Origin of the sequence: Methylophilus methylotrophus DSM 46235 = ATCC 53528 (genome assembly GCF_000378225.1) — a bacterium.
GTDB lineage: Bacteria > Pseudomonadota > Gammaproteobacteria > Burkholderiales > Methylophilaceae > Methylophilus > Methylophilus methylotrophus.
Genome location: NZ_KB905141.1, coordinates 597,644 through 619,119, shown reverse-complemented (window position 1 = coordinate 619,119; position 21,476 = coordinate 597,644). Strand labels below are relative to the sequence as shown.

At 49.4% G+C, this 21,476-nt stretch carries 15 protein-coding genes and 1 pseudogene; 4 read left to right on the top strand and 12 right to left on the bottom strand.

Annotation, left to right across the window (positions count from 1 at the left end; all coding sequences use genetic code 11):
- The first annotated feature begins 7 nt into the window (after window positions 1-7).
- Both hrpA and F463_RS0102935 read left to right on the top strand, forming a co-directional pair.
- Complete coding sequence (gene hrpA / locus F463_RS0102940; RefSeq protein ID WP_018985556.1) at window positions 8-4,015, top strand: ATP-dependent RNA helicase HrpA; 4,008 nt, start codon at window positions 8-10, stop codon at window positions 4,013-4,015.
- A 39-nt stretch (window positions 4,016-4,054) separates the two neighbouring features.
- Window positions 4,055-4,972, top strand: a complete 918-nt coding sequence (locus F463_RS0102935; protein WP_018985555.1) for a hypothetical protein — start codon at window positions 4,055-4,057, stop codon at window positions 4,970-4,972.
- Window positions 4,973-5,507: 535 nt separating this feature from the next.
- Here F463_RS0102935 and F463_RS14055 read toward each other — a convergent pair.
- The 7 genes from F463_RS14055 to F463_RS15305 form a co-directional block, all read right to left on the bottom strand.
- Window positions 5,508-7,118, bottom strand: coding sequence for an ArnT family glycosyltransferase (locus F463_RS14055; protein WP_018985552.1), 1,611 nt, complete (start codon window positions 7,116-7,118; stop codon window positions 5,508-5,510).
- Between the two features lie 240 nt (window positions 7,119-7,358).
- Window positions 7,359-7,667, bottom strand: coding sequence for a P-II family nitrogen regulator (locus F463_RS0102915; RefSeq protein WP_018985551.1), 309 nt, complete (start codon window positions 7,665-7,667; stop codon window positions 7,359-7,361).
- Between the two features lie 10 nt (window positions 7,668-7,677).
- Window positions 7,678-8,649: a sodium-dependent bicarbonate transport family permease gene (locus tag F463_RS0102910; protein ID WP_018985550.1), complete on the bottom strand. Its 972-nt coding sequence runs from the start codon at window positions 8,647-8,649 to the stop codon at window positions 7,678-7,680.
- Between the two features lie 155 nt (window positions 8,650-8,804).
- Window positions 8,805-11,369, bottom strand: a complete 2,565-nt coding sequence (locus F463_RS0102905) for a methyl-accepting chemotaxis protein (protein WP_018985549.1) — start codon at window positions 11,367-11,369, stop codon at window positions 8,805-8,807.
- Window positions 11,370-11,617: 248 nt separating this feature from the next.
- Window positions 11,618-12,142: a TIGR00645 family protein gene (locus tag F463_RS0102900; protein ID WP_018985548.1), complete on the bottom strand. Its 525-nt coding sequence runs from the start codon at window positions 12,140-12,142 to the stop codon at window positions 11,618-11,620.
- Window positions 12,143-12,354: 212 nt separating this feature from the next.
- Window positions 12,355-13,392 carry a CobW family GTP-binding protein gene (locus tag F463_RS0102895; protein ID WP_018985547.1) on the bottom strand — a complete coding sequence of 346 codons (1,038 nt, stop codon included), beginning with the start codon at window positions 13,390-13,392 and terminating at the stop codon, window positions 12,355-12,357.
- 470 nt (window positions 13,393-13,862) lie between these two features.
- A complete protein-coding gene (locus F463_RS15305; protein ID WP_081620777.1) occupies window positions 13,863-14,048 on the bottom strand; it encodes a carboxymuconolactone decarboxylase family protein in 186 nt (61 codons plus the stop codon).
- A 142-nt stretch (window positions 14,049-14,190) separates the two neighbouring features.
- Here F463_RS15305 and F463_RS0102880 point away from each other — a divergent pair, with 142 nt between their 5' ends.
- Together F463_RS0102880 and F463_RS0102875 are read left to right on the top strand one after the other, a co-directional pair.
- On the top strand, window positions 14,191-14,358 hold the full coding sequence (locus tag F463_RS0102880) for a TIGR02450 family Trp-rich protein (protein WP_245545118.1): 168 nt from the start codon (window positions 14,191-14,193) through the stop codon (window positions 14,356-14,358).
- A complete protein-coding gene (locus tag F463_RS0102875; protein ID WP_211209176.1) occupies window positions 14,334-15,353 on the top strand; it encodes an NAD(P)/FAD-dependent oxidoreductase in 1,020 nt (339 codons plus the stop codon). Before F463_RS0102880 ends, F463_RS0102875 begins: the two co-directional genes overlap by 25 nt.
- Before the next feature lie 53 nt (window positions 15,354-15,406).
- Here the strand turns inward: F463_RS0102875 and F463_RS15100 are convergent, their stop codons facing one another.
- The 5 genes and pseudogenes from F463_RS15100 to F463_RS0102855 form a co-directional block, all read right to left on the bottom strand.
- Window positions 15,407-16,591, bottom strand: a complete 1,185-nt coding sequence (locus tag F463_RS15100; RefSeq protein ID WP_281163708.1) for a putative bifunctional diguanylate cyclase/phosphodiesterase — start codon at window positions 16,589-16,591, stop codon at window positions 15,407-15,409.
- 30 nt (window positions 16,592-16,621) lie between these two features.
- A pseudogene (locus tag F463_RS15095) lies at window positions 16,622-17,415 on the bottom strand (PAS domain S-box protein).
- 276 nt (window positions 17,416-17,691) lie between these two features.
- Entirely contained in the window at window positions 17,692-18,933 is a 1,242-nt protein-coding gene (locus F463_RS0102865; protein ID WP_018985541.1) for a cation:proton antiporter, read from the bottom strand.
- 177 nt (window positions 18,934-19,110) lie between these two features.
- Window positions 19,111-20,679 (bottom strand): GGDEF domain-containing protein, encoded by a 1,569-nt coding sequence (locus tag F463_RS0102860; protein WP_245545116.1) that lies wholly within the window; start codon window positions 20,677-20,679, stop codon window positions 19,111-19,113.
- 178 nt (window positions 20,680-20,857) lie between these two features.
- Window positions 20,858-21,469, bottom strand: a complete 612-nt coding sequence (locus F463_RS0102855; RefSeq protein ID WP_245545114.1) for a PqiC family protein — start codon at window positions 21,467-21,469, stop codon at window positions 20,858-20,860.
- Window positions 21,470-21,476: the final 7 nt, after the last annotated feature.

Sequence of the window (21,476 nt, the reverse complement as noted above, 5' to 3'; positions counted from 1 at the left end):
CCAGTGCATGCTGGCCGACCGCTTCCCGTTAAAGCGTCGTTTGAACCAGTTGCGCGATGCGTTAAAACAAAACAAACCTGTCGATAAATCCCTGGTCGATATTGCCCACAAAGTCCAGGCATCGCAGCAGCGTTTGCAGGCCCGATTAAGTGCTTTACCCAAGCCAGAATACCCCCCTGAGTTGCCAGTCAGTGGCAAAAAAGACGAGATCGCCTCAGCCATCCAAAAGCACCAGGTGGTGATTGTCTGCGGTGAAACCGGCTCCGGTAAAACCACGCAGTTGCCCAAGATTTGCCTGGAGCTGGGTCGTGGCGTCAGCGGCCTGATCGGGCATACGCAGCCGCGCAGGATCGCTGCGCGCTCGGTGGCATCCCGTATTGCGCAGGAGCTTAAATCCCCCCTGGGCGAGGCGGTGGGTTACAAGGTGCGGTTTAACGACAAGCTGTCCGAGAGCAGCTATGTCAAGCTCATGACTGACGGCATTTTGCTAGCCGAGACGCAGAGCGATAAATTCCTGAATGGCTATGACACCATCATCATTGATGAGGCGCACGAGCGCAGCCTGAATATTGATTTCCTGCTTGGTTATCTCAAGCAGTTACTACCCAAACGGCCAGATTTGAAAATCATCGTCACCTCAGCGACGATTGATGCCGATCGATTTTCCAACCATTTTGATGGCGCGCCGGTGATTGAGGTTAGTGGCCGGACGTATCCTGTCGAAATCCGTTACCGTCCGTTGGGTAATAAAACCACTATGGTCGCGGTCGAAGTGCCGATTGATGATGGGCTGGACGATATAGACCGTTTTGCGCAGGACCTGATGGGTATCAAGCGCAAGCCACCGCGTACCGAAACGCGCTGGCTGGAAGAAGATGACGAAGAAGAGGTGATGGAAGATGCCATCCTCGATACGGCTGAGGATTTATTGCGGCTAGGGGACGGCGATATCCTGGTGTTTTTACCAGGCGAGCGTGAAATTCGCGATACCGCTGACCATTTGCGTAAATATCAGGGCCGCTCGCCCAAGCTCAAATCGATTGAGATTTTGCCGCTGTTTGCGCGCCTGAGCATAGAAGACCAGCAGAAGATTTTCCGCCCGGGTGGACAGCGCCGTATTGTGCTTGCCACCAATGTCGCCGAGACCTCGCTAACGGTGCCAGGCATCAAGTATGTCATTGATGCCGGCCTGGCACGCGTAAACCGCTATAGTCCGCGGGCCAAGGTTGAGCAGTTGCAGATTGAAAAAATCTCACAGGCCGCGGCCAAGCAGCGGGCAGGGCGTTGCGGCCGGGTATCGAACGGTCTCTGCGTACGCCTGTATTCAGAAGAAGATTTTAACCTGCGTCCAGCCTTTACTGATCCTGAAATCCTGCGCAGCTCATTGGCCAGCGTGATTTTGCGCATGGCCGATTTGCGCCTGGGCGATGTCGCTGAATTCCCGTTTATCGAGGCACCTTCCTCACGCTTGATCAGCGATGGGTACCAGTTGCTGCAAGAGCTGGGCGCCGTGACTGAGCGCCGCGAAATTACCGAGCTGGGCCGCCAGATGGCGCGTTTGCCGTTGGATCCACGCGTGGCGCGCATGATTATTGCCGCCAAAAAAGAAGGCTGTTTACGCGAGATTTTGATTATTGCCAGCGTGCTGAGTATCCAGGATCCGCGTGAGCGGCCTATGGACAAGCGCGAAGCGGCAGATAGCGCACATGCCAAGTTTAAGGCTGATGACTCCGACTTTATGAGTTATCTGAAGCTTTGGGACTGGTATGAACAGGCGCTCAAGACCAAAAAATCCAACCGTGACCTGCTGAACCAGTGCCACCAGAACTTCCTTTCTTTCTTGCGTCTGAAAGAGTGGCGCGAGCTGCATCAGCAATTGCTGGAGATGGTTGAGGAAATGGACTTCAAGCGTAGCGACAAGGAAGCCAGTTACGAGCAGGTGCACCGTGCCTTGCTGTCTGGTCTGCTAGGCAATATCGGCTTCAAGGATGGAGATAGCGAGACTTATGCCGGTGCACGGGGCATCCGCTTTACCATAGCCCCGGGCTCTGCCCTTAAGAAGAACCGTCCCAAATGGGTGATGGCAGCCGAGCTGGTGGATACCACCAAGCTGTACGCGCGCGTGGTCGCGAAAATTGACCCGGACTGGATAGAGCCGATTGCCAATGAAGGCGGCAGCCGTGACCTCACGCAAAGTCATTATAGTGACCCGCGCTGGGATCGTAAAACCGCGCAAGTGGTGGCCTGGGAGCGCGTGAGCCTGTACGGCCTGACCATTGTGCCAAAGCGGCGTGTGCATTATGGGCCGATCAACCCGGCTGAAGCGCGTGAAATTTTTATCCGCGAAGCACTGGCCAATATGGAATTTGACACGCGGGCGCCATTCTTTGAAGCCAACCGCCGCCTGATTACCGAAGTGGAAGCGCTGGAACACAAGGCGCGCCGCCAGGACGTGCTGGTCGATGAGTATCAGTTGTTCGCGTTTTACGACAAAGTGGTGCCGCCGATTGCCGAGCCTGGTCAGCCACAGGCGTATCGCATTTATAACGGTGCCGCCTTTGAAAAATGGCGCCAGGATGCGGAAAAAGCCAATCCAAAAGTGTTGTACCTGACACGTGAATCGCTCATGCGGCACGGCGCCAGTGCTATTACCGAGGTGCAGTTTCCCGAACAGATGACCATAGATGGTGAAACTGTGCCGCTCAAATACCGTTTTGAGCCTGGTCATGTGCTGGATGGCGTCTCGGCGACGATTCCGTTGGCATTACTCAACCAGCTGGATGCGACTGTCACAGAATGGCTGGTGCCCGGCATGATACGTGACAAAGTCACCGCCCTGATCAAGGCCTTGCCCAAGACGTTGCGACGCGTGTGCGTGCCGGTGCCTGACTTTGTGACCGGTTTTTTAGAGGCCAAAAACCTGCAAGAGCCATTATTGCCAGCCCTGGCCGAGTTTATCCAGCACAAAACCGGACTCAAGCTCAAGCCGGAAGAATTTGACTTGGCCGGACTGGAAGCCCACCACCTGATGAATTTTAGTGTGGTGGATGAAAAGGGCCGCGAACTGGGCATGGGCCGTGACTGGAATTTGCTCAAGAAACAGTTAGGTTCTGCCGCGCAGCTGACCTTCAGGACAGGTTCGCCTGGCATTGAAAAGTCTGGCCTTAAGCAATGGGATTTCGGCGATTTGCCGCAAACACTGACTTTTAGCAAGGATGGCCGCCAGCTGACTGGTTATCCCGGCCTCGAAGACAATAATGACAGTGTTGCCATTAAACTGTTTGATACGCCGGAAGCCGCTGCCATTTCACATCGCAAAGGCGTGTGCCGATTGATGCGTTTTGAACTCAAAGAGCAGATGAAACAACTGGAAAAAGGCTTGCCTGGTTTTAACCAGTATGCCTTGTTATTGCGTGCGATCATGAATCCTGACCAGTTGCGCGAAGATATGCTACAAGCCATTGCCGACCGGGCCTTTATTGCCGAGGATGAGTTGCCGCGCACCAATGCCGAGTTTATGCAGCTCAAAACCCGTTCGCGTACACGCTTGCCCGCGGTGACTGAGGCCTTGACCCGTCAGGCACAATTGATTGCGAATGAATACCAGGTACTCACGGCGCAATTGCAAAAGATGACGCCAGTGACGCAGAAAATCAAACGTGAGTGTGAGCAGCAATTGCAAGGCTTGCTTTACTCTGGTTTTTTCAGCCGCACCCCGTGGGAGCAGTTGCCGCATCTGCCGCGCTACCTCAAGGCCATTAAAATGCGCATCGATAAATATCCGACCAGCATAGAGCGTGATAGCCGCCATGCACAAGCCTTAGCTCAGATTGAGCAGCGCTGGCAGCAGAAAGTCGAGCAATTGCGAAAAGCGCACTTGCCTGTAACAACCCAGTTACAAGAGTTTGCGTGGCAGTTGCAGGAGTTACGTGTATCATTATTTGCGCAGGAATTAAGAACCCCTTATCCTGTCTCAATCAAACGTCTTGAAAAACTCTGGCAAGAAATGCAATAGTCATGCGCGACACCCGCTAACATGTGATTAATCCCGTACATGCAGCCATCTCCTTTTGAACCCTTTAGCACGCCTAATTGGCTGAAGCCCAAGCAACGCGACCGTGTATTGCGTATCCCGGCTCGCCTGATGTGGGCACTATTGCTGTCGCTAATTTTTCACGCGATTATATTCTGGGGATTTTTGCTGGATTTGCTTAAGCCAACAGAAGAGCCGACACAGGCGCCACTAAATATTGTGCTGGATTTAGGCTTGCCGGTACCACCGACGCCCAAGGTGACACCGCCACCGCCACAAGAAATGCCCGAGCCGGAGCCTGTCCCGCAGCCTAAACCCAAACCACCGCCAAAAGCGGAGCCCAAGCTACCGAAAAAAATCATTCAGTCGCAACGGCCGGATAGTCCCTTCAAAGTGCCTGAGCCTAAGCCACAACCAAGGCCTGAGCAGCCGCAGCCGATGCCTGCGCCACCGGCTGAAGATTTTTCAAGCTTTATCAAGCGCAAGCAGACAGACCGCAATGCAGATGAAATGGCGGCCAAGCAGATTAATGATGCGGCAGCAGCGGCTGAGCGCGGTCCCTCGGAAGATGAGCGCCGCATGAAAAACATCATGAACAACCTCAAGTTTGGCACCAACGGCTTGTTCCAGATCCGCCGCATGGACCCATACAATGCCACCTTCAGTTTCAAGGGCTGGGTCAATGATTACACCTCAGCCAATACGCAGTATTACGAGGTGGAGGCGCGTAGCGGTGAAGATATCCGCCTGGTGATGATACGCCGCATGATTGCCATTGTTCGCGAGCACTATGATGGCGATTTTGACTGGATATCCAATCGCCTGGGCCGCACGGTCACCTTGTCAGCCCGGCCCGCAGACAACGCGGCGCTTGAAGATTTCCTCATGAAGGAATTCTTTGGCAATAATTACAAAAATCTGGATGTATACGGGCGTTAGCAAACGCAGCCTGAAGGGATGCGTTGGTCTGCAATCTCAATCAATAACTGCTCAGGTTTTTTGCCCGTCCGCTGCATGCTCTTCATGCATGAGTTCGTAAACCTGCTTTACTTGTTTTTGTTCATCTTGGTCTAATACACTATTATTGTTGGCATCTATAATGCTCAAGCATTTTTTCTGATGGCCAGGATCGCCTTGCAAATACTCATTTAGTGTAATCACATGATCGAATTATCATCCAGCTAACTGATGCAGAAGCTCGACGAAAGTTATGGCAGCCTCGCATGTTGTCTTGTTCACTCGTTCTGGTAAACCAAAGGAATGAAAAAACAATCATCGGCAAGGTAGAAAATTTCATCACGCAAAACTCAAAACAATTGTATATATGATTGTTGCGATAGCTAATCGGCTTCCTTCATGGAATTTGAATTTTACTATGTTCAGCATGGCAATTTAAAACGGATGGTGTATTTGCATATGAATGTGAATTTGATTTTGGCAGACACATACTCACTCTTGTAAGTGCAGATTGACTTTAATCTGGCGCTTTTAATAAATGGTTTTCCATAATGTGCTGACATGCTCGAGAGTTTGTTTTCTGCGTGATTTGCCATATAGGTAGGTCACCAAGTATGTATATGGGTTTAATCTGAGACAAGATCACTGATCGCTCCTGCCATTGATGACCAATGATCCATATTTGCCCAACAGCTTGCGTACATATGGCACGATCCAGGTGTTGTGGAAGAATCAGAATGTCACTGGTTGGGAATTGTGCAAATTGACCCGCTTCATGTAATTCCCGGCGCCAGTTGTCATAACGGTCAACATTATTCGCATCCCATGCGTCGACCACTCCAACAGGATTATGCAAGCCAAGTGATGAGCGTAAGTCATACTGGTATTTATCCAGAAGAATTACCTTGTCTTCCGGATTGACCTGCTGTTTCAAATAGTTGGACAGAAGGGCACCTGATTTCTGTGTATCATGAATTTGCGTTATTTTGATTGCACAGAGGCACAATACTGCTGCCAGCAATAACAGTATGTTGAGCACTTTAAAAAGCCTCTCCCCGGGTAATTTTTGCACGATGATCATGGCGATGAGTGCTGCAAATGCAGGTAGTACTGGCAAGATATAACCGGGTGGCTTTGAAAGAGGCCATGAGAAAAACAACAAAATGATGCTGACCCAGGTGATCATGAGTGTCATGATGTCTTTTTGCTTGTCAGACATGCTGCTCATGATAGAGCGACCACTCTTTAATAAGCATAAGCTCCATGGTATTGAAAGGAGCGGAAGCAATACAAAGAAAAACCAGAAGGGTTGTTTGTTGTTGAAGTTAACCTGAGTATATCGTTCAAAGTGATGATGGATGACAAAATACTTGGTAAAGCCTGGATAGTGGAATTCGACCCATAGAACCCACGGCACGGCAATCAATAACAGTCCCGCAAATCCACGCCAGGAAAACAAGGTAACTATTTGTTTGGCTCTGTTTGTTAACAGCATCCAGCTCACAATCACTAATCCGGGAAGTATGATGGCTATCAGCCCTTTGGAAAGGATACCGAGTGCGGCCGAGATATAGGCAAGGATTAGCATTTTCTGGTGAGGTCTATCAGACTCTTTTAGATAAATGGCGTGTGCAGTGGCCAGGATTGTCAAAGTGGTGAATGTAGACACCAACATATCTGGGTTGGAAAACTGTGCCGCGAAATAGAAAAAGGGCAGGGTCACTAAAACCAGAATGGTGACGTAGGCAAGGGTGGTCGAGAAATATCTTCTGATGAAAAAAAACAAGACCAGGCATGTCGCAAAAGCAGCACTAACCGGTACCAAACGGAGACAGAAGGCATTGATGCCGCAGCCGTAAAGGCTTAACTCCGTCAACCAGTAATACAGAGGTGGTTTATGGAAAAAAGGCATACCATTGATAGTTGGTAACCACCACTGGCCAATATTAAGCATTTCCCAAGCCACGCTGACATATCTGGCCTCATCAGGACTTTTAAGTGGTCTCCAGCCGATAGATAATATCAGCCATAACAAAACCGTTGACCACCATAAAAATGTGATAAGCGATCCACTTGCCTGACTGATGAGCGGGAAGGGTAACTTTATTTTTTTGATGAATTTTTCCATGAAATGAACTGAAATTATGCACGCACCAAACGTGCTTCTTTTTTAATCAATACTTTTAAAAGCAAAACTTCATTGTCGATGTCGCTGGTATACCTCGAACGTGATCTGTTTCTATGCTAACCGGCTTAACTGCCAGCACTGGAGGGTCATCCCAAATCAGCTCATAAATAATGGTGAGTGCGCAATAAATGATCACAAGCACATAAATCGAATAGAGCAAATCACGCATTCATTTACCTTTTAATGTAGTAGCCAATGCGCATCAGAAATCAGACACATTCCACCATAGCGCTTGAGAATTGGCCTTAGAGTTTCAATCACACTTTTAAGCTGATTCTCCGCACAAGCGATCACAAACGTGATGTTTTCAAACTTTTCACCAAAGGCACTCCCATCCCTGAGTCCACGTTCACCACTGCCGCCAACATGATGATAAATGGTGTAGCTTCTGATATTGATGCGTTCCAGTTGTTGAATGACTTCATTTTTTTCTATCGATTCCACGACCAGTTCAATTCGTTTTACGCCGATCATTTCTTTATCTTCCATAACTTTTTATTCACAATTGTTGAGCAAAATACAAATAAATAGGAATCCCCAACACCACATTAAAAGGAAAGGTGATACCCAGTGATAATGTGAGGTAGAGCGATGGATTGGCTTCTGGGATAGCGATACGCATGGCAGGTGGTACGGCAATATAAGAGGCACTGGCCGCGAGTACCCCTACAAGAACTGATCCACCGATTGAATAGCCTAATAATTCTCGTCCCAATGTCACCCCGATGGCGCCCAACAATAGTGGTACCAGGATGCCAAAACTGATCAGGAACAAGCCTGTTTTTTTAAAATCAGATAATTTTTTGCCAGCCTCAATACCCATGGCCAATAAAAAGAGTGACAACACACCCATGAACATTTGCTGAAAAAATGGCAGCACGGACTGCAGGTTTTTTTCGGGGACTACATCTCCGATCAGCATGCTCCCTAACAGCAATACAATGCTGCCATTGGTCAGGGACTCATGTAGCATAGACCAGCGTTGTGAGACACTTCCTTTTGTTTCGGCATTGATACTGTTCCTGACATTGTTTGCCAGATAAAGGCCAATCAGAATGGCAGGCGACTCCATCACTGCCAGCATCATCACCGGGTATTTTTCGTAATCAATATTGAGAGACTCAAGAAAAGCAATAGCGGTGAGAAAGGTTCCGGCACTGACGGAACCATAATGTGCCGCAATTGCCACGGCATTCAGCTTATCCAGCTGGCTTAGGCGCCAGATTAATTGATAAGCAATAACAGGAACGATCACACCTAAACCCAATGCCACCATTAATGCAGGCACAGCTTCACCAAAAGAGGCATGAGAGAGCTGTTGGCCACCGTGAATGCCAATGCCGATCAGCAAATAAACAGTCAATGATTTAACCAGCTCTGGCGGCATTTTCAAGTCAGAGCGAACTAATTGTGCCAGCATGCCGAGCAGAAAAAATAATACTGACGGCATAAGTAAGCTTTGCAACTGCATAACGTTTTTCCAAGTTGATATAACGTTATTATGCGTACTTGTAAGTGTTCTGAATAATATAAAAATTAGACAAAAAAATTCTTTTTAATAGAACTATTTGTAAGTTAAATAAAAAAAAACACCCCGCATCGCGGGGTGTGCAGAGCATACATATATCAAAAAGATTCCCACTCCTGATTATCTGTTCCTGTACGCATCGAGCGACTTACAGCACTAGAAACCGGCGAAATGCTACTCTCTGCTCGGCTGGCAGGATAATTCTTTCTTGAGCCTCCAGTGCCAGCTAATCGATAATGGCTCACTTTTTCATTTAGCTGTGCAGCCTGATCCACCAGCGACATGGCTGCAGCTGCGGCTTCCTCAACCAATGCAGCGTTTTGCTGGGTGACTTCATCCAGCTGAGTGACAGCCGTATTCACTTGGTCAATGCCAGTGCTTTGCTCTTGTGATGCGGTCGTGATTTCGCCGATTAAATCCGAAATCTGCTGAATCGCAATGATGATTTCATCCATTGTGCCATTGGCCTGGTCAACATATTGAGAACCATTGGCAACTTTTTCGGAAGAGTCCACAATCAGTTGCTTGATTTCCTTGGCCGCACTGGCTGAGCGTTGCGCCAAGTTACGTACTTCACTGGCCACCACCGCAAAACCACGGCCTTGTTCACCGGCACGGGCAGCTTCTACCGCCGCATTCAGCGCCAGGATATTGGTCTGGAAGGCAATGCTGTCAATCACCGTAATGATTTCTTCAATGCGTGAGGAGCTTTCAGTAATTTCAGACATCGTCGTCACTACCTTGCCAAACACCTCACCGCCACGGGCAGCAATTTCGCTGGCCTTAAAGGTCATGGTATTCGCCTGTTTGGCATTAGACGCATTCTGTTTCACGGTAGAGGAAATTTCCTCCATGCTGGCCGCGGTTTCTTCCAGTGAGCTCGCTTGTTCTTCCGTGCGTTGTGACAGGTTATTGTTGCCCACTGAAATCTCGTTGGCCGCAGTGTTAATCGTTTCGCCAGCCACTTTGATAGAAGCGAGGATATCTGTCATGGTGTCTATAATGCTGTTGACACCTTCACACAGCTCCTTGATCTCACCTTGTTTGTCATTTGTCGTAATGCGCTGGGTTAAGTCGCCATTTTGCACTAATGCCACCACGTCACCGGTTTCATGCACGGCGTTTTTCATGGCATTGGCTTCATTCACTTTAGCCGTAATATCTGTGGCATATTTCACCACCTTAAAGGCATTACCTTCTGCATCCAGAATAGGGTTGTAACTGGCTTGCAACCAGACGACCTTGCCACCTTTACCTACGCGTTGGTACTGGCCATTATCAGGTTCGCCTCGTGCCAATTTCTCCCAGAACTGTTTGTATTCCTGGCTGTTTTTATAGCCCGAATCGACAAACATGCTATGGTGATTGCCGATGATTTCGTGCTGGGTATAACCCGTCACCGCAGCAAAGTTAGGATTAACGTTGGTGATGTTACCTTTGAGGTCAAACTCAATCACACCCATGACTTTGCTAATGGCAGCAATTTGCCCGGCAAAATCTGCGTTCTTTAGTTTCTCGGCGGTGATATCGGTGGCATATTTCACCACTTTGAATGGTTTGCCTGAGGCATCAAAAATAGGGTTGTAGCTAGCCTGCAACCAGATTTCCTTGCCGCCTTTACCAATGCGTTTGTATTGACCGTTATCCGCTTCACCCCGTGCCAGTTTCTCCCAGAACTGTCTGTATTCAGCGCTGTTTTTATAAGTGGCTTCGACAAACATGCTGTGATGATTGCCAATGATTTCCTGTCGGCTATAGCCGGTTACTGCCGCAAAGTTGGGGTTGACGTCAGTAATGTTACCTTTCAAGTCAAATTCAATCACGCCCATGACTTTACCGATGGCATCAATCTGCCCGGAAAAATCTGCATTCTTGAGTTTATCGGCAGTGATGTCGGTGGCATATTTCACCACTTTAAATGGCTTGCCCGAGGCGTCAAAAATAGGGTTGTAACTGGCCTGCAACCAGATTTCCTTACCACCTTTGCCCATGCGTTTATATTGGCCGTTATCGGCTTCACCTCGCGCCAGTTTTTCCCAGAACTGTTTGTATTCTGCGCTGTTCTTGTAAGCGGCTTCAACAAACATACTATGGTGCTGGCCGATGATTTCCTGCTGGCTATAGCCCGTCACCGCAGCAAAATTAGGATTGACGTCGGTAATGTTACCTTTCAGGTCAAATTCAATCACGCCCATCACTTTGCTGATGGCCGCCATCTGCCCGGAAAAGTCTGCACTTTTCAGTTTATCTGCCGTGATGTCAGTGGCATATTTCACCACTTTAAATGGCTTGCCATTAGCGTCCAGAATCGGGTTGTAACTGGCTTGTAGCCAGATATCTTTGCCACCTTTGCCTTTACGCAAATACTGGCCTTCATCAGCCTCACCGCGCGCTAGTTTCTCCCAAAAGGTCTTATATTCTGCACTGGCTTTATAAGCAGCATCAACAAACATGCTATGGTGCTGACCAACAATCTCCTGCTTGCTGTAACCCGTTACAGCGGCAAAATTGTCGTTGACCGCAGTAATATTTCCCTTTAAGTCAAACTCAATCACGCCCATCACTTTATCAATGGCGCGGATTTGCCCATCTTGATCTAGCTGTGTATGTAGTTGTTCTAATGAAGGCTGCTTGACTAATTTTCCCAATATATTTAGACCCATCTGACCACTCCATTTATATAAATTAATTTAAGAATTATTATCGTGACATCATTTCCTCTATTAAACCCCTAAAACTTATAAGGGTATATGTGGATAAAGCATGGATTAATAGTGCAATTAGCGAAATAAGCGGGGAAAAATTCCTTAGTCCTGGCGTTTATTTCAGCAGTGATCTGTGGTGATGAGCCATATGCAATAGGGCACAAAAAAGCCCGCCAAAAGGCGGGCTTTGAAGATATTAGCTGGCTTTAGTGATCGGCACCGTGTCCGGCAATTTTGTCCATCCAGGCAAACAACACGCCGGTGATAATAAAAGTCAGGTGGATGCCGACCAGCCAGGCCATTTGCTCAGTGGTGAAGCTGGCGGTGCCAGAGCTTTGGTGCACAAAGGCTTTCAGCAGGTCGATGGCAGAAATGGCGACGATGGAACCGATCAGCTTGATTTTCAGGCCGGAATAATCCACTTTACCCATCCACTCAGGGCGGTCCTCGCTATCAGCGGTATCAATGCGGGAGACAAAGTTTTCATAGCCGCTAAAAATCACCATAATCAGCAAGTTACCCACCAGTGTGATATCCACCAGCGCCAGCAGCGAGAGAACCGTTTCCTGCTCTGTGAGCGAACCCAGGTGCCCGGCAATATGCGCAAACTCCTGGCCAAACTTCACCAGCAAAATGACCAGCCCGCCAACCAGGCCGAGATACATCGGTGCCATCAGCCAACGGCTGCTAAAAATCAACTGCTCTAAAATTCTTTCCAATAACTTCGCCATGAAAACTCCATTTTTTACTGTTACTACTTATAAGATATCTCGAATAAATATTCGAGCGGGATGAAGTGCAAGGCACCCGGAGCACAGAAACCGCAGTGTACATGCAGTACATGAGGATTTCGAAAACGCAGTTTCAGTGAAGACTTACCTCTAGATTAGTCGAAACTAAAAAACGGCGTAACACCGCAATTCGCCCGCGCAGTTATTTATTCTTAAAACTGAGTGAGCATATCGCGCACAGCGTTTTCATCAATTCCCTTGCCGATAATCACAATACGGCTAATTGGCTCATCCTCATCCCAGCCTTCCAGCAGCGTAGGCGGGTAGGGCGTAAAGTGCACCGCGTGTATCGCCAGTGGGGCAGGCGCATCTTCTACGTGCAAAATGCCTTTCATGCGCAATAGTTTTTCACCATGCGTTTGGCAGAGTTTTAAAATCACACTTTTAAAGTTAGACCACGCCATTGGTTTTGGCAGGTAGACGGTAAACGTATTCACATCATCATGCGCAGGCGCCTTGGGCAAGGTGCTTTTTTTTGCCGCACTAAAGCCACTGGCAGGCGCCCGCAACCAGCGCTGAGGGTTGGCCTGCTTGCTGGCAAAGTCAAACAAGCCTACATCAATAATCTGCATCGGGTCTATCTCGCCATGCAACACAAACTGCTGCGTCGCATTCGGGTTGATCTCGCTCAGCTTGGCCTGCAAGGCTTCAATCTGTTCTGGCGTTGCCGTATCACGCTTGGTAATCAGCAACACATCCGCCACCGCAGCTTGTTTAAGCGCTTCTTTCTGCTCTGTAATCTGCTGCAAACCATAAGCGGCATCAATCGTCACCACCACCGCGTCTAATCGGTAAACCGACTCAATCACCGGCTCATTCATCAGGTTAGCCAAAATCGGGCCAGGGTCAGCCATGCCTGTGGTTTCAATCACCAGGCGGTTAAACTCCGGCACCGCCTGCAAACTGCGTTTGAAGAACAAATCGCGCATGGTGTCCGCCAGCTCGTTCTTAAGTGAGCAGCACAAACAGCCAGAACTCAACAACACCGTGTTATCGGCAATATGTTCGCTCTCAATGGTTTGCGAAATCTGGCTATTGGCAAAAATCTGGTCCAAACCTGCTTCGCCGAGCTCATTGATGATGACTGCGGTGTCTTTCATCGCCGGGTTATGCAGCAGCTTGTTGAGCAGAGTGGTTTTGCCGCTGCCTAAAAAGCCTGTGAGCAGCGTAACGGGGATACGTTTATCCATAACAATTCTAATAAAACGAGTGTGGCAGTATTTTAACGCGGATGATTGTTGTGGTTGCTAAGTGTTTCGACTTATATGGTGGTGTCGAGCCTAAACACAATAGATACTGCAATAAAAAGCCTCAAAAAGTTGAGGCTTTCAAATAATCTACTGCAAGGATTCAATTAGTGGCGATTCACCTTTCAATTGTTTCCCAAAATAATCCTAATTTATGAATGAGTATCATGCCGATGGTCACCTTAAAACATTCGACAAGGTTGATGGATGCGGCGATGGTTCTGATAGCATCAAAATAAATAAAGAAAAGCTTTATTTCTTAAAGCTTTTCTCAAGGTTTTGGACTTCTTAGGCATAGGTTTTATTTACGCATACTAATACCCAATCTATTCAGCGCATTCATAGTAATACTCGCAAACGTCAAGTCTGAGATTTCTTGATCAGTGAAATGCGCTTTTAACGCGTTGAAAACATCATCTGGTGTGCCTGAGGTGATGATGTTGGTCACGGCATCTGTCCCAGGCTAGGGCTGCGCGTTCTTTCTCGGTATATTGGTCACTCACTTGCCAGCCGCCTGATTGATCAATACGCGAGTTGCTTTCGCCAGCAGCGCGCAGTGATTTGGCGTGAATGCCCAAGCAATAAGCACGGCCATTGATATGTGTTTATTCGTTGATCCGTATTAAAAAGAACATGTTGGAGAATTTTCTCGGCATTTATTGTCGTAGCAATATGCAGACAAAACCATTCAAACTAAACCCTAAAAAACTGTTACATTCAAAGTGGACAGCTGTGAAGCCTGTGAATAAAGAAAAACATTTTATGGTGACCAAGCTGATCTTTCGAGACGAGGAAACGCAAGTGATAGAGGCAGTGGAGATTGAGGCCGTGATGACCTGGCGCGTGCAGGTGATTGACTGGCATGCGTTGCAAGACCGCGCAGTGTGGAAGCAGGGGTGGGTGGCGTGAAGAATATTGCGGTAATTGGTGCAGGTATGGCTGGCTTGGCTTGCAGCCAGGCGTTGCAGCAGGCGGGTTTTCTGGTGACGGTGTTTGAGAAGAGCCGTGGGCCCTCTGGACGTGTGTCTACCCGCCAGGGCGAGGGATGGCAGTGTGACCATGGTGCGCAGTATTTTACGGTAAGCCAGCCAGCGTTTGAGGCGCAGGTGCAAAAGTGGTTGCAGCTGGGTTTGGTGGCCGAGTGGCAAGGCCGCTTGTATGAGGCGGATCATTCTGGTATCAACCCCAAGCAATCAGATAAAAAACGCTATGTGGGCGTGCCACGTAATACTTGCCCTGCGCGGCAGATGGCGCAGTCTTTAACCGTAGAGCTGGAGCAGACGGTTCAGGAGATCACTTTTGCCGAAGGTAAATGGCGTGTGAAGACTAAAGAGCACGGCGTGTATCCGCAAGTGTTCGATAAGGTGGTGCTGGCGATTCCGGCACCGCAGGCACAGGCGCTGCTAGGTTTTAATTTGGAGATGCAAACACTGGCAGCCAGTGTGAAAATGCGCGGCTGCTGGGCTTTGATGGGGCGTTATGCGCACACACTGGACTTGCCTTTTGATGGCTTGTTTGTGAACATTGGGCCGCTGAGCTGGGTGGCGAGGGATAGCAGCAAGCCGGGTCGCCTGCATGAGGGCAGTGTGGTTAAAGAGGTCTGGGTGTTGCATGCAAGCGCTGAATGGTCTGAGGCGAATATTGAAGGTGCGCCAGAAGATGTCGCGTTAGAGCTGTTAGCAGCATTTAAGGCCTTGGGCGGTGAGGTGCCCATGGAACATAGCGTGCACCGCTGGCGCTATGCGGATTGCGCCCAATACCTGCATCAAGGCTATGCCTGGGATGCCGCTCAGCAACTGGGGTTGTGTGGTGACTGGCTCAACGGTGGCAAGGTGGAAAGCGCCTGGATGAGTGGTTATCAGTTAGCGCGGGAAATGATACAGGCATGCGAGCCTTGTTATTAATTTGCCATTAGGTGTATTAGGCGGTAACAGCTTAAATCGGGAGCAAACCTCAACTACATGGAGTACATGTTTTTGATAAATGCTTCAAACGCATCCGCAGGCAATGGCTTTGAGAATAAATAGCCTTGTACTTCATCACAGCCTGATTCACGCAAATGCTTGAGCATGGCTTCGTCTTCCACGCCCTCGGCAATTACTTCCAGATTCAGGGTGTGTGCCATTTGCACAATGGCGCGGACAATGGCGGCATCGTTGGGGTCAGTGTTGATGTCTCGCACAAAAGACTGGTCGATTTTAAGTCGGTCGATATTGAATTTTTTGAGGTAGGCCAGGCTGAAGTAGCCTGTACCGAAGTCGTCGATGGCGAGTTTGACCCCCAGTTTTTTGAGTCCATCGAGCTGGGCGAGCAGGTGGTCTATGTCTTCAAGCAAAATGGATTCGGTGAGTTCCAGCTCTAGCAGTTGTGGGTTGAGGCCGGTTTTTTCCAGGGCTTTGATAATCACTTTATCCAGGTTGCCACGGCGGAATTGTACCGCGGAGACGTTGACGGCAACACTTAGCGGTGGCAGGCCATTCTTTTGCCATTGCATGCCCTGGCGGCAGGCTTCTTCGATAATCCATCCCCCCATTTCTACAATGAGGCCGGTTTGTTCGGCAATGCTGATAAATTGTGCCGGTGGCTGCATGCCATTTTGCGGATGGTGCCAGCGGATAAGTGCTTCTGCGCCAATAACCTGTGCATCCTTGAGGCTGATCTGCGGTTGGTAATGCAGCTCAAACTGGTGATGGGCAAGCGCTTCACGCAGGCCATAGGCAATATTGAGGTAGTGCAAGCTATCGGTATTCAGTTTTTCGGTAAAGAAGCGGGCGGTGTTACGGCCTTCTTCCTTGGCTTGAGACATGGCTTTGCATGCGCGGCCAAACAGTTTTTCAAAGTCATGACCATCGGTGGGGTAAACGGCAACGCCTATAGAACATGAGGTGGAAATGTTTCTGCCCGCAAAAGCAAATGGCGAGGACACTTCAGTCAGCAGCATATCCACCATATAGTTGATGGAATCATCATCGTGGATATTGTTGAGCAAGATAATAAACACATCCCCGCCGTGGCGGCTCATGGCGTCTGTTTCGTGCAAACAGCCTTTGAGCCGCTCGGCAAATAGCTTGAGTAGTTTGTCGCCTGAGGCATAGCCCAGTGAGTCATTGAGGAATTTGAAGTTATCAAGGTTGAGTGCCAGCAGGCCGATTTTTGCTATTGCTTGGTGTGGCTATATGGAGATTGCGGTTTCCAGTCTGTCCTTGAATAGCGCAATGTCGGGCAGGCCAGTCAGGGCATCATGCGAGGACAGATACTGGATTTCTTTTTGCGCCGACTTGAGGTCACTGATATCGCTGAAGGTGCCCACGTAGTGGGTAATATCGTCTAGCTCGTTTCTGACCTCGCTGACGGACAACCATTCGGGAAATATTTCGCCATTTTTGCGACGGTTCCAGACTTCGCCGCGCCAATGACCGAAATGCGTGATGCTTTCCCACATGGTGCGGTAAAAATGCTGGTCATGCAGGCCTGAAGAAAGCATTTGGGTGTTTTGCCTTTGACATCGTCAATGCTGTAGCCGAGCATCTTGGTAAAGGCAGGGTTCACCGAAAGAATTTTAAGGTCGGTATCGGTCACTATAATGCCTTGTTCGCTGCCTTCAAAGACTTTTTCAAATTGGCGTAGCGACTCCTGGTAGTGGTTGCGGTTGAGCGCTATCCCAATAATCGAGGAGCCGATTTCCAGCAGCATGCGGTGAAACAGGCTGGGTTCTCGATGTTCAAAACTGGAGAGGGCAAACGTGCCGATGACTTTGTTTTCGGCAGAAAAAATAGGGATGGACCAAGAGGCCCTGATATCAAACTCATGTGCCAGGTGACGGATGTCTTCCCAGCGTTCATCGGTAAAGGTATTGCTGACATATTGTACCGTCTTCTGGTAGATGACATTGCCGCAGGTACCCCCACCTCGGGGCGCAAGCCGTTGATTTCTGGATTTGTTCTGGGGTGAGGCTGGGTGCCACATAGACATTGAGGTGCTGGTAATGGTCGTCCATGAGCATGACTGAGCTGAATGAATTGGCCAGCAGGCTTTCTGCCAGCAGGCAGGTTTGCTTGATGACCTCCAGATGCTCTGCGCCCTGGGCAATTGACTTGAGGATGGCGCGCTGCAAGTTGAGCAGCTGTGTTTGCTCTTCGATAGACAGTGCGCCGCTGTGCGAAACGCTCTGATGTGATACCGATGACGCTGTCGTATGTTGGGCGCTCAAAAGAGTATCCAGTCTTGTAGGAGAGTGGTGTGTTAATCAGTGTTATCCTTTTGTACATTGATGCCAATAGTCCTGGCTGGGTGTGCCAGATGAGGGAGTACCCATTTACGGAACATCAGCGGGGTGATCAAGGTCGTGACTACACCCATCAGTACCAGCACGGAAAACAGGTCCTGGCCGATAAAGCCACGTTCATAAGCAATGCTGGCGATGACCAGTTCCATGACGCCGCGGCCATTGAGGATAAAACCGATCCCCAGCGCATCACTTTTAGAGAGGCCGATCAAGCGTCCGCCCAGCCAGCCTGCCAGGATTTTGGTGGCAATAGACACGGCCAGTACCACAGCCACAAACCAGAACGAGTCTATGATCTGTACCTTGAATTCAAGGCCAAGGTAGGCAAAAAATACGGGGGCCAAAAAACCGCCTGTAATTGAGCTTAAAGTCAGCTCAAGTTCTTTGTAGCGCGAAGGCAGGAAAAACGTACGGTCTATGAGCAGCGCACCAAAAAAAGCGCCGATCACAAAATGGAAACCAAGGGCTGAACTGACGGAGCCAAATACCAGCACCAGCAGCAGTAATAGGCCAAACAAGGCTTCATTGCCAATGAAATGGACCAGTTTTTCTGACAGCAGGTCGATATGGATGCCTTTTTCTATCGCCTTTTTGATCAGCAGGCTGACCGCCAGGATCAATGCCATGAGCAAGATCAGCTTCCAGCTGGCATGGAAAATGGCACTGCCCACTGCCTGGTAAGATTTTTGTTCCGGCAGGTTAAGAATCACCCCCAGGACCAGCAATGCGGCGATATCGTTAAAAATCGCAGTGGCTATTGAGAAACGCGCAATCGTGGAATCCAGCAGCTTGAAGCTTTGCAGGATGCTAATGGTGACCGGCAGTGCCGTGATGGAAACACACAAGCCCAGAAAGATGGTACGGCTGACATCCAGGCCAAAACCAACCCCCACCAGGATGCCGCCTGAAAGTGGTAGCAAAAAACCCAGGAGCGCGATCACGGCGCCTTTGCCGCGCATGGAGTCGATGACTTCCTTGAAGTTCATTTCCAGGCCGGCAGACAGCACGATCAGAAACACTGCAAATTCAGAAATGCCGGACAGTGCTGGTGTAGGCGAAATCAGGTTGAACAGGCTGGGGCCAAGAATCACACCTGCCAGCATTTCGCCTATGATGGCAGGCTGGTTAATGCGGCTGAATAATTGACCCAGCAGGCGCGCGGTGACAATGAGGATAAGCAGGGTAGTCAGAAAAGGCATGCTGTTCTCTTTGTTTTCTTACAAGACACCCTGCCGTGATGGATGGTTCTGCAGGGTGTGTGCGGGTGTTTGAAATACAGCTTCGATCATGCGACTTTGAGTGTAAATCATTTATGCAGGCAGTGGCATGCCTGACTTATAAAATAGCTGCTGATTGAAGAAAGTTGTCAGTCAGGTTTAGTTGGCCAATACCTGCATCATTTCCTTGCGGTTTTTGCGCGTGCGCTTGTTGGCATACATGCGCTTGTCTGCAATACGCATGAGCTCTTCCGTACTATCGGCTTCATGGCTAAACACCACGCCTACACTGGCACCTACACCAATAAAGCCTTCTTTTGCTATTTCCAGGTGCGTGTATTCAAGTTGATGCTGGCACCATTCGATGTCATCTTCATGGCAGATCACAGCAAACTCGTCTCCTCCCAGCCTATACAGCTGGCCACTCGTATCCAGTTTTTTTAACAGGATCTGGGCAAAGCTTTTAAGCAGGTGATCACCCGCTTCATGACCAAAATGATCATTGACGTGTTTGAGGTTATCAATGTCAAGGAACATGAGGCAGCCATGCTCAGGGAATTGCAGCATCTGGTTTTCAAGGGCATGGCGGTTGGGCACGCCTGTCAGCCGGTCTGTCATGGCCAAAGAACGTGTACTCTGTAACTCACCCAGCATATGCTCTTTTTCGTGATGCAGGCGGTTGATCTGGTAGGCCACCACCAGCGAAAGCATGATGGCTTCCACGGCAACTGCGACCAGCCCTAGCTGTTCTATCGTCCACGCATCTGAGCTGAGTCGTTGTGCGGTGATTGAAAGCCCCCCCAGCACACCAAAGACAGCGACAGCAATCAGGTAGAGTTGGGCAACACGGTGTTTTTGCAAACTGAGGCTTAAGCCGCAGATGAGACCAAACACCAGGAAAATCGCCACGCCATACCGGTCCATTTCCAGCATCCAGTTGGGGGAGATCATGGCAATCACAATTAATGCGACCAGTGCAAGACGTACTAACAGCGACAGGTGGTAAAGCTTGGGATGATGGAACTGGTTGATGCCCAGCAAATGGCAGACAAAGCTGATATAAGCAAGGTTGGAAAACAGGATAGGCAAACTGGTCAGGTAAAACCAGTGCCATTCAAATAATTGCTTGAAAACGCCTAGCGCCGCACTTTGAAAAATCAGGTTACCGAGGATAAACAAGGCATACATGCGCTCGGTCGGATGGCCTGGGGTGGCGCCAATGGCAAAATAATAGGTGAATATGCCCAATAAAACGCCTAGCAATAACAGGCTGACCGCCGTGGTGAAGTTGGTTTGTTGCTGGTAGGAAGCCAGGTCGGTCACAAAGAGTTCAGGTTGCGCCAGATAATAAGGGGATTGCAACCAGGTGACCAGGCGGTAAGTACCTGGTACCAGGTGAACAATGTGGCCATGCCTGAGCAGGAAAGAATCTTTTGCCTGGCTACTTAAGCCGCCCTGAATGATTTTGGTCTGCTGATTGCTATCAGTAATTTCGTGCTGATAATGGGCAATGGTTGAAGTGTTTTTGAAATCAATCACATACTGATTGGCTTGCGTGATGGTGAGCACACTCTGGCAGACAAATTTACCGCCTTGCAAGGGAATGCTGGCGATGACAACCCCCTTGCTGTTCATGCAAGTAGTGCCCAGCAGCGTTGGGTCAGCTGAGGCCTGAGGCATCAGCACAACCCATGAGGCCATCAGCATCCAGAAGAGAAAACGTTGCAAGCCTATTGTCCGAAAAGAGTCAATTCACGACGGAGTGTACATGAAAAGTTCCTGCGAGACGGCAGGGCCAAAGTATTAAAAAACGCAAAGAATTACTAACTAACGTGTGATTGTTAGGGGGGGAGAGTAACTGCTATTAGCGTATCAGTTGATTTCTCAGCCGCGGGTTTTAGCATGGTTATGGAGAGGGTTGCCATTGCCTGGCAATCTGGTCACACAGCAAGTCCAGGTTATGCCCCAGGGCGCGCACCAGGGCAGGATAGCCATCCTCAGCCAGCGGGGTCGTGAACCTGAATGATTGGGGCGGCAAGGATGAGCCTCCTGATTGCCATTGTCCACTGAGCACAGCATAGCCCTGCATATGACCGTGGAACTGGTCAATGGTGATATTCAGGCTGTTGGAAGAAGCCGTCAGGCCCGGCTGTGGGTCGACCACGGTGACATGGCCCAGCCGACTGGCCAGGCGTGTACGTAGCCCACGGCGTAATTCCTGCGACAGGTTGTCTATCCACAAGTGATCACGTGCTGGGCGCATGGTAATGTCATCGAGCTGTATCACGATGCGGTCAGTATCCAGGTAGTCGGCCAGCTGGATACGGTTTAATAGCAACGTGTGGGTCGTTGTGCTTACCGAAGGGCTGGCTTGTTGTGGAGCGCTGACTTCCGGCAGGCTGTAGCGCTCGGTTTTAACCGGCGGGTTGGATTGAAAGCACGCGCTGAGACTGAGGGTCAGCATCAGCAGCATGCCAAACCGGAAATGTTTTGTTGAGGTCATTGTAGAGATTGTCATAAGCCAT

Coding starts and splice junctions, on each gene's coding strand:
- hrpA (WP_018985556.1), top strand. CDS start 8: ATGCTGGCCGACCGCTTCCCGTTAAAGCGTCGTTTGAACCAGTTGCGC.
- F463_RS0102935 (WP_018985555.1), top strand. CDS start 4,055: ATGCAGCCATCTCCTTTTGAACCCTTTAGCACGCCTAATTGGCTGAAG.
- F463_RS14055 (WP_018985552.1), bottom strand. CDS start 7,118: ATGGAAAAATTCATCAAAAAAATAAAGTTACCCTTCCCGCTCATCAGT.
- F463_RS0102915 (WP_018985551.1), bottom strand. CDS start 7,667: ATGGAAGATAAAGAAATGATCGGCGTAAAACGAATTGAACTGGTCGTG.
- F463_RS0102910 (WP_018985550.1), bottom strand. CDS start 8,649: ATGCAGTTGCAAAGCTTACTTATGCCGTCAGTATTATTTTTTCTGCTC.
- F463_RS0102905 (WP_018985549.1), bottom strand. CDS start 11,369: ATGGGTCTAAATATATTGGGAAAATTAGTCAAGCAGCCTTCATTAGAA.
- F463_RS0102900 (WP_018985548.1), bottom strand. CDS start 12,142: ATGGCGAAGTTATTGGAAAGAATTTTAGAGCAGTTGATTTTTAGCAGC.
- F463_RS0102895 (WP_018985547.1), bottom strand. CDS start 13,392: ATGGATAAACGTATCCCCGTTACGCTGCTCACAGGCTTTTTAGGCAGC.
- F463_RS0102865 (WP_018985541.1), bottom strand. CDS start 18,933: ATGCCTTTTCTGACTACCCTGCTTATCCTCATTGTCACCGCGCGCCTG.
- F463_RS0102855 (WP_245545114.1), bottom strand. CDS start 21,469: ATGACAATCTCTACAATGACCTCAACAAAACATTTCCGGTTTGGCATG.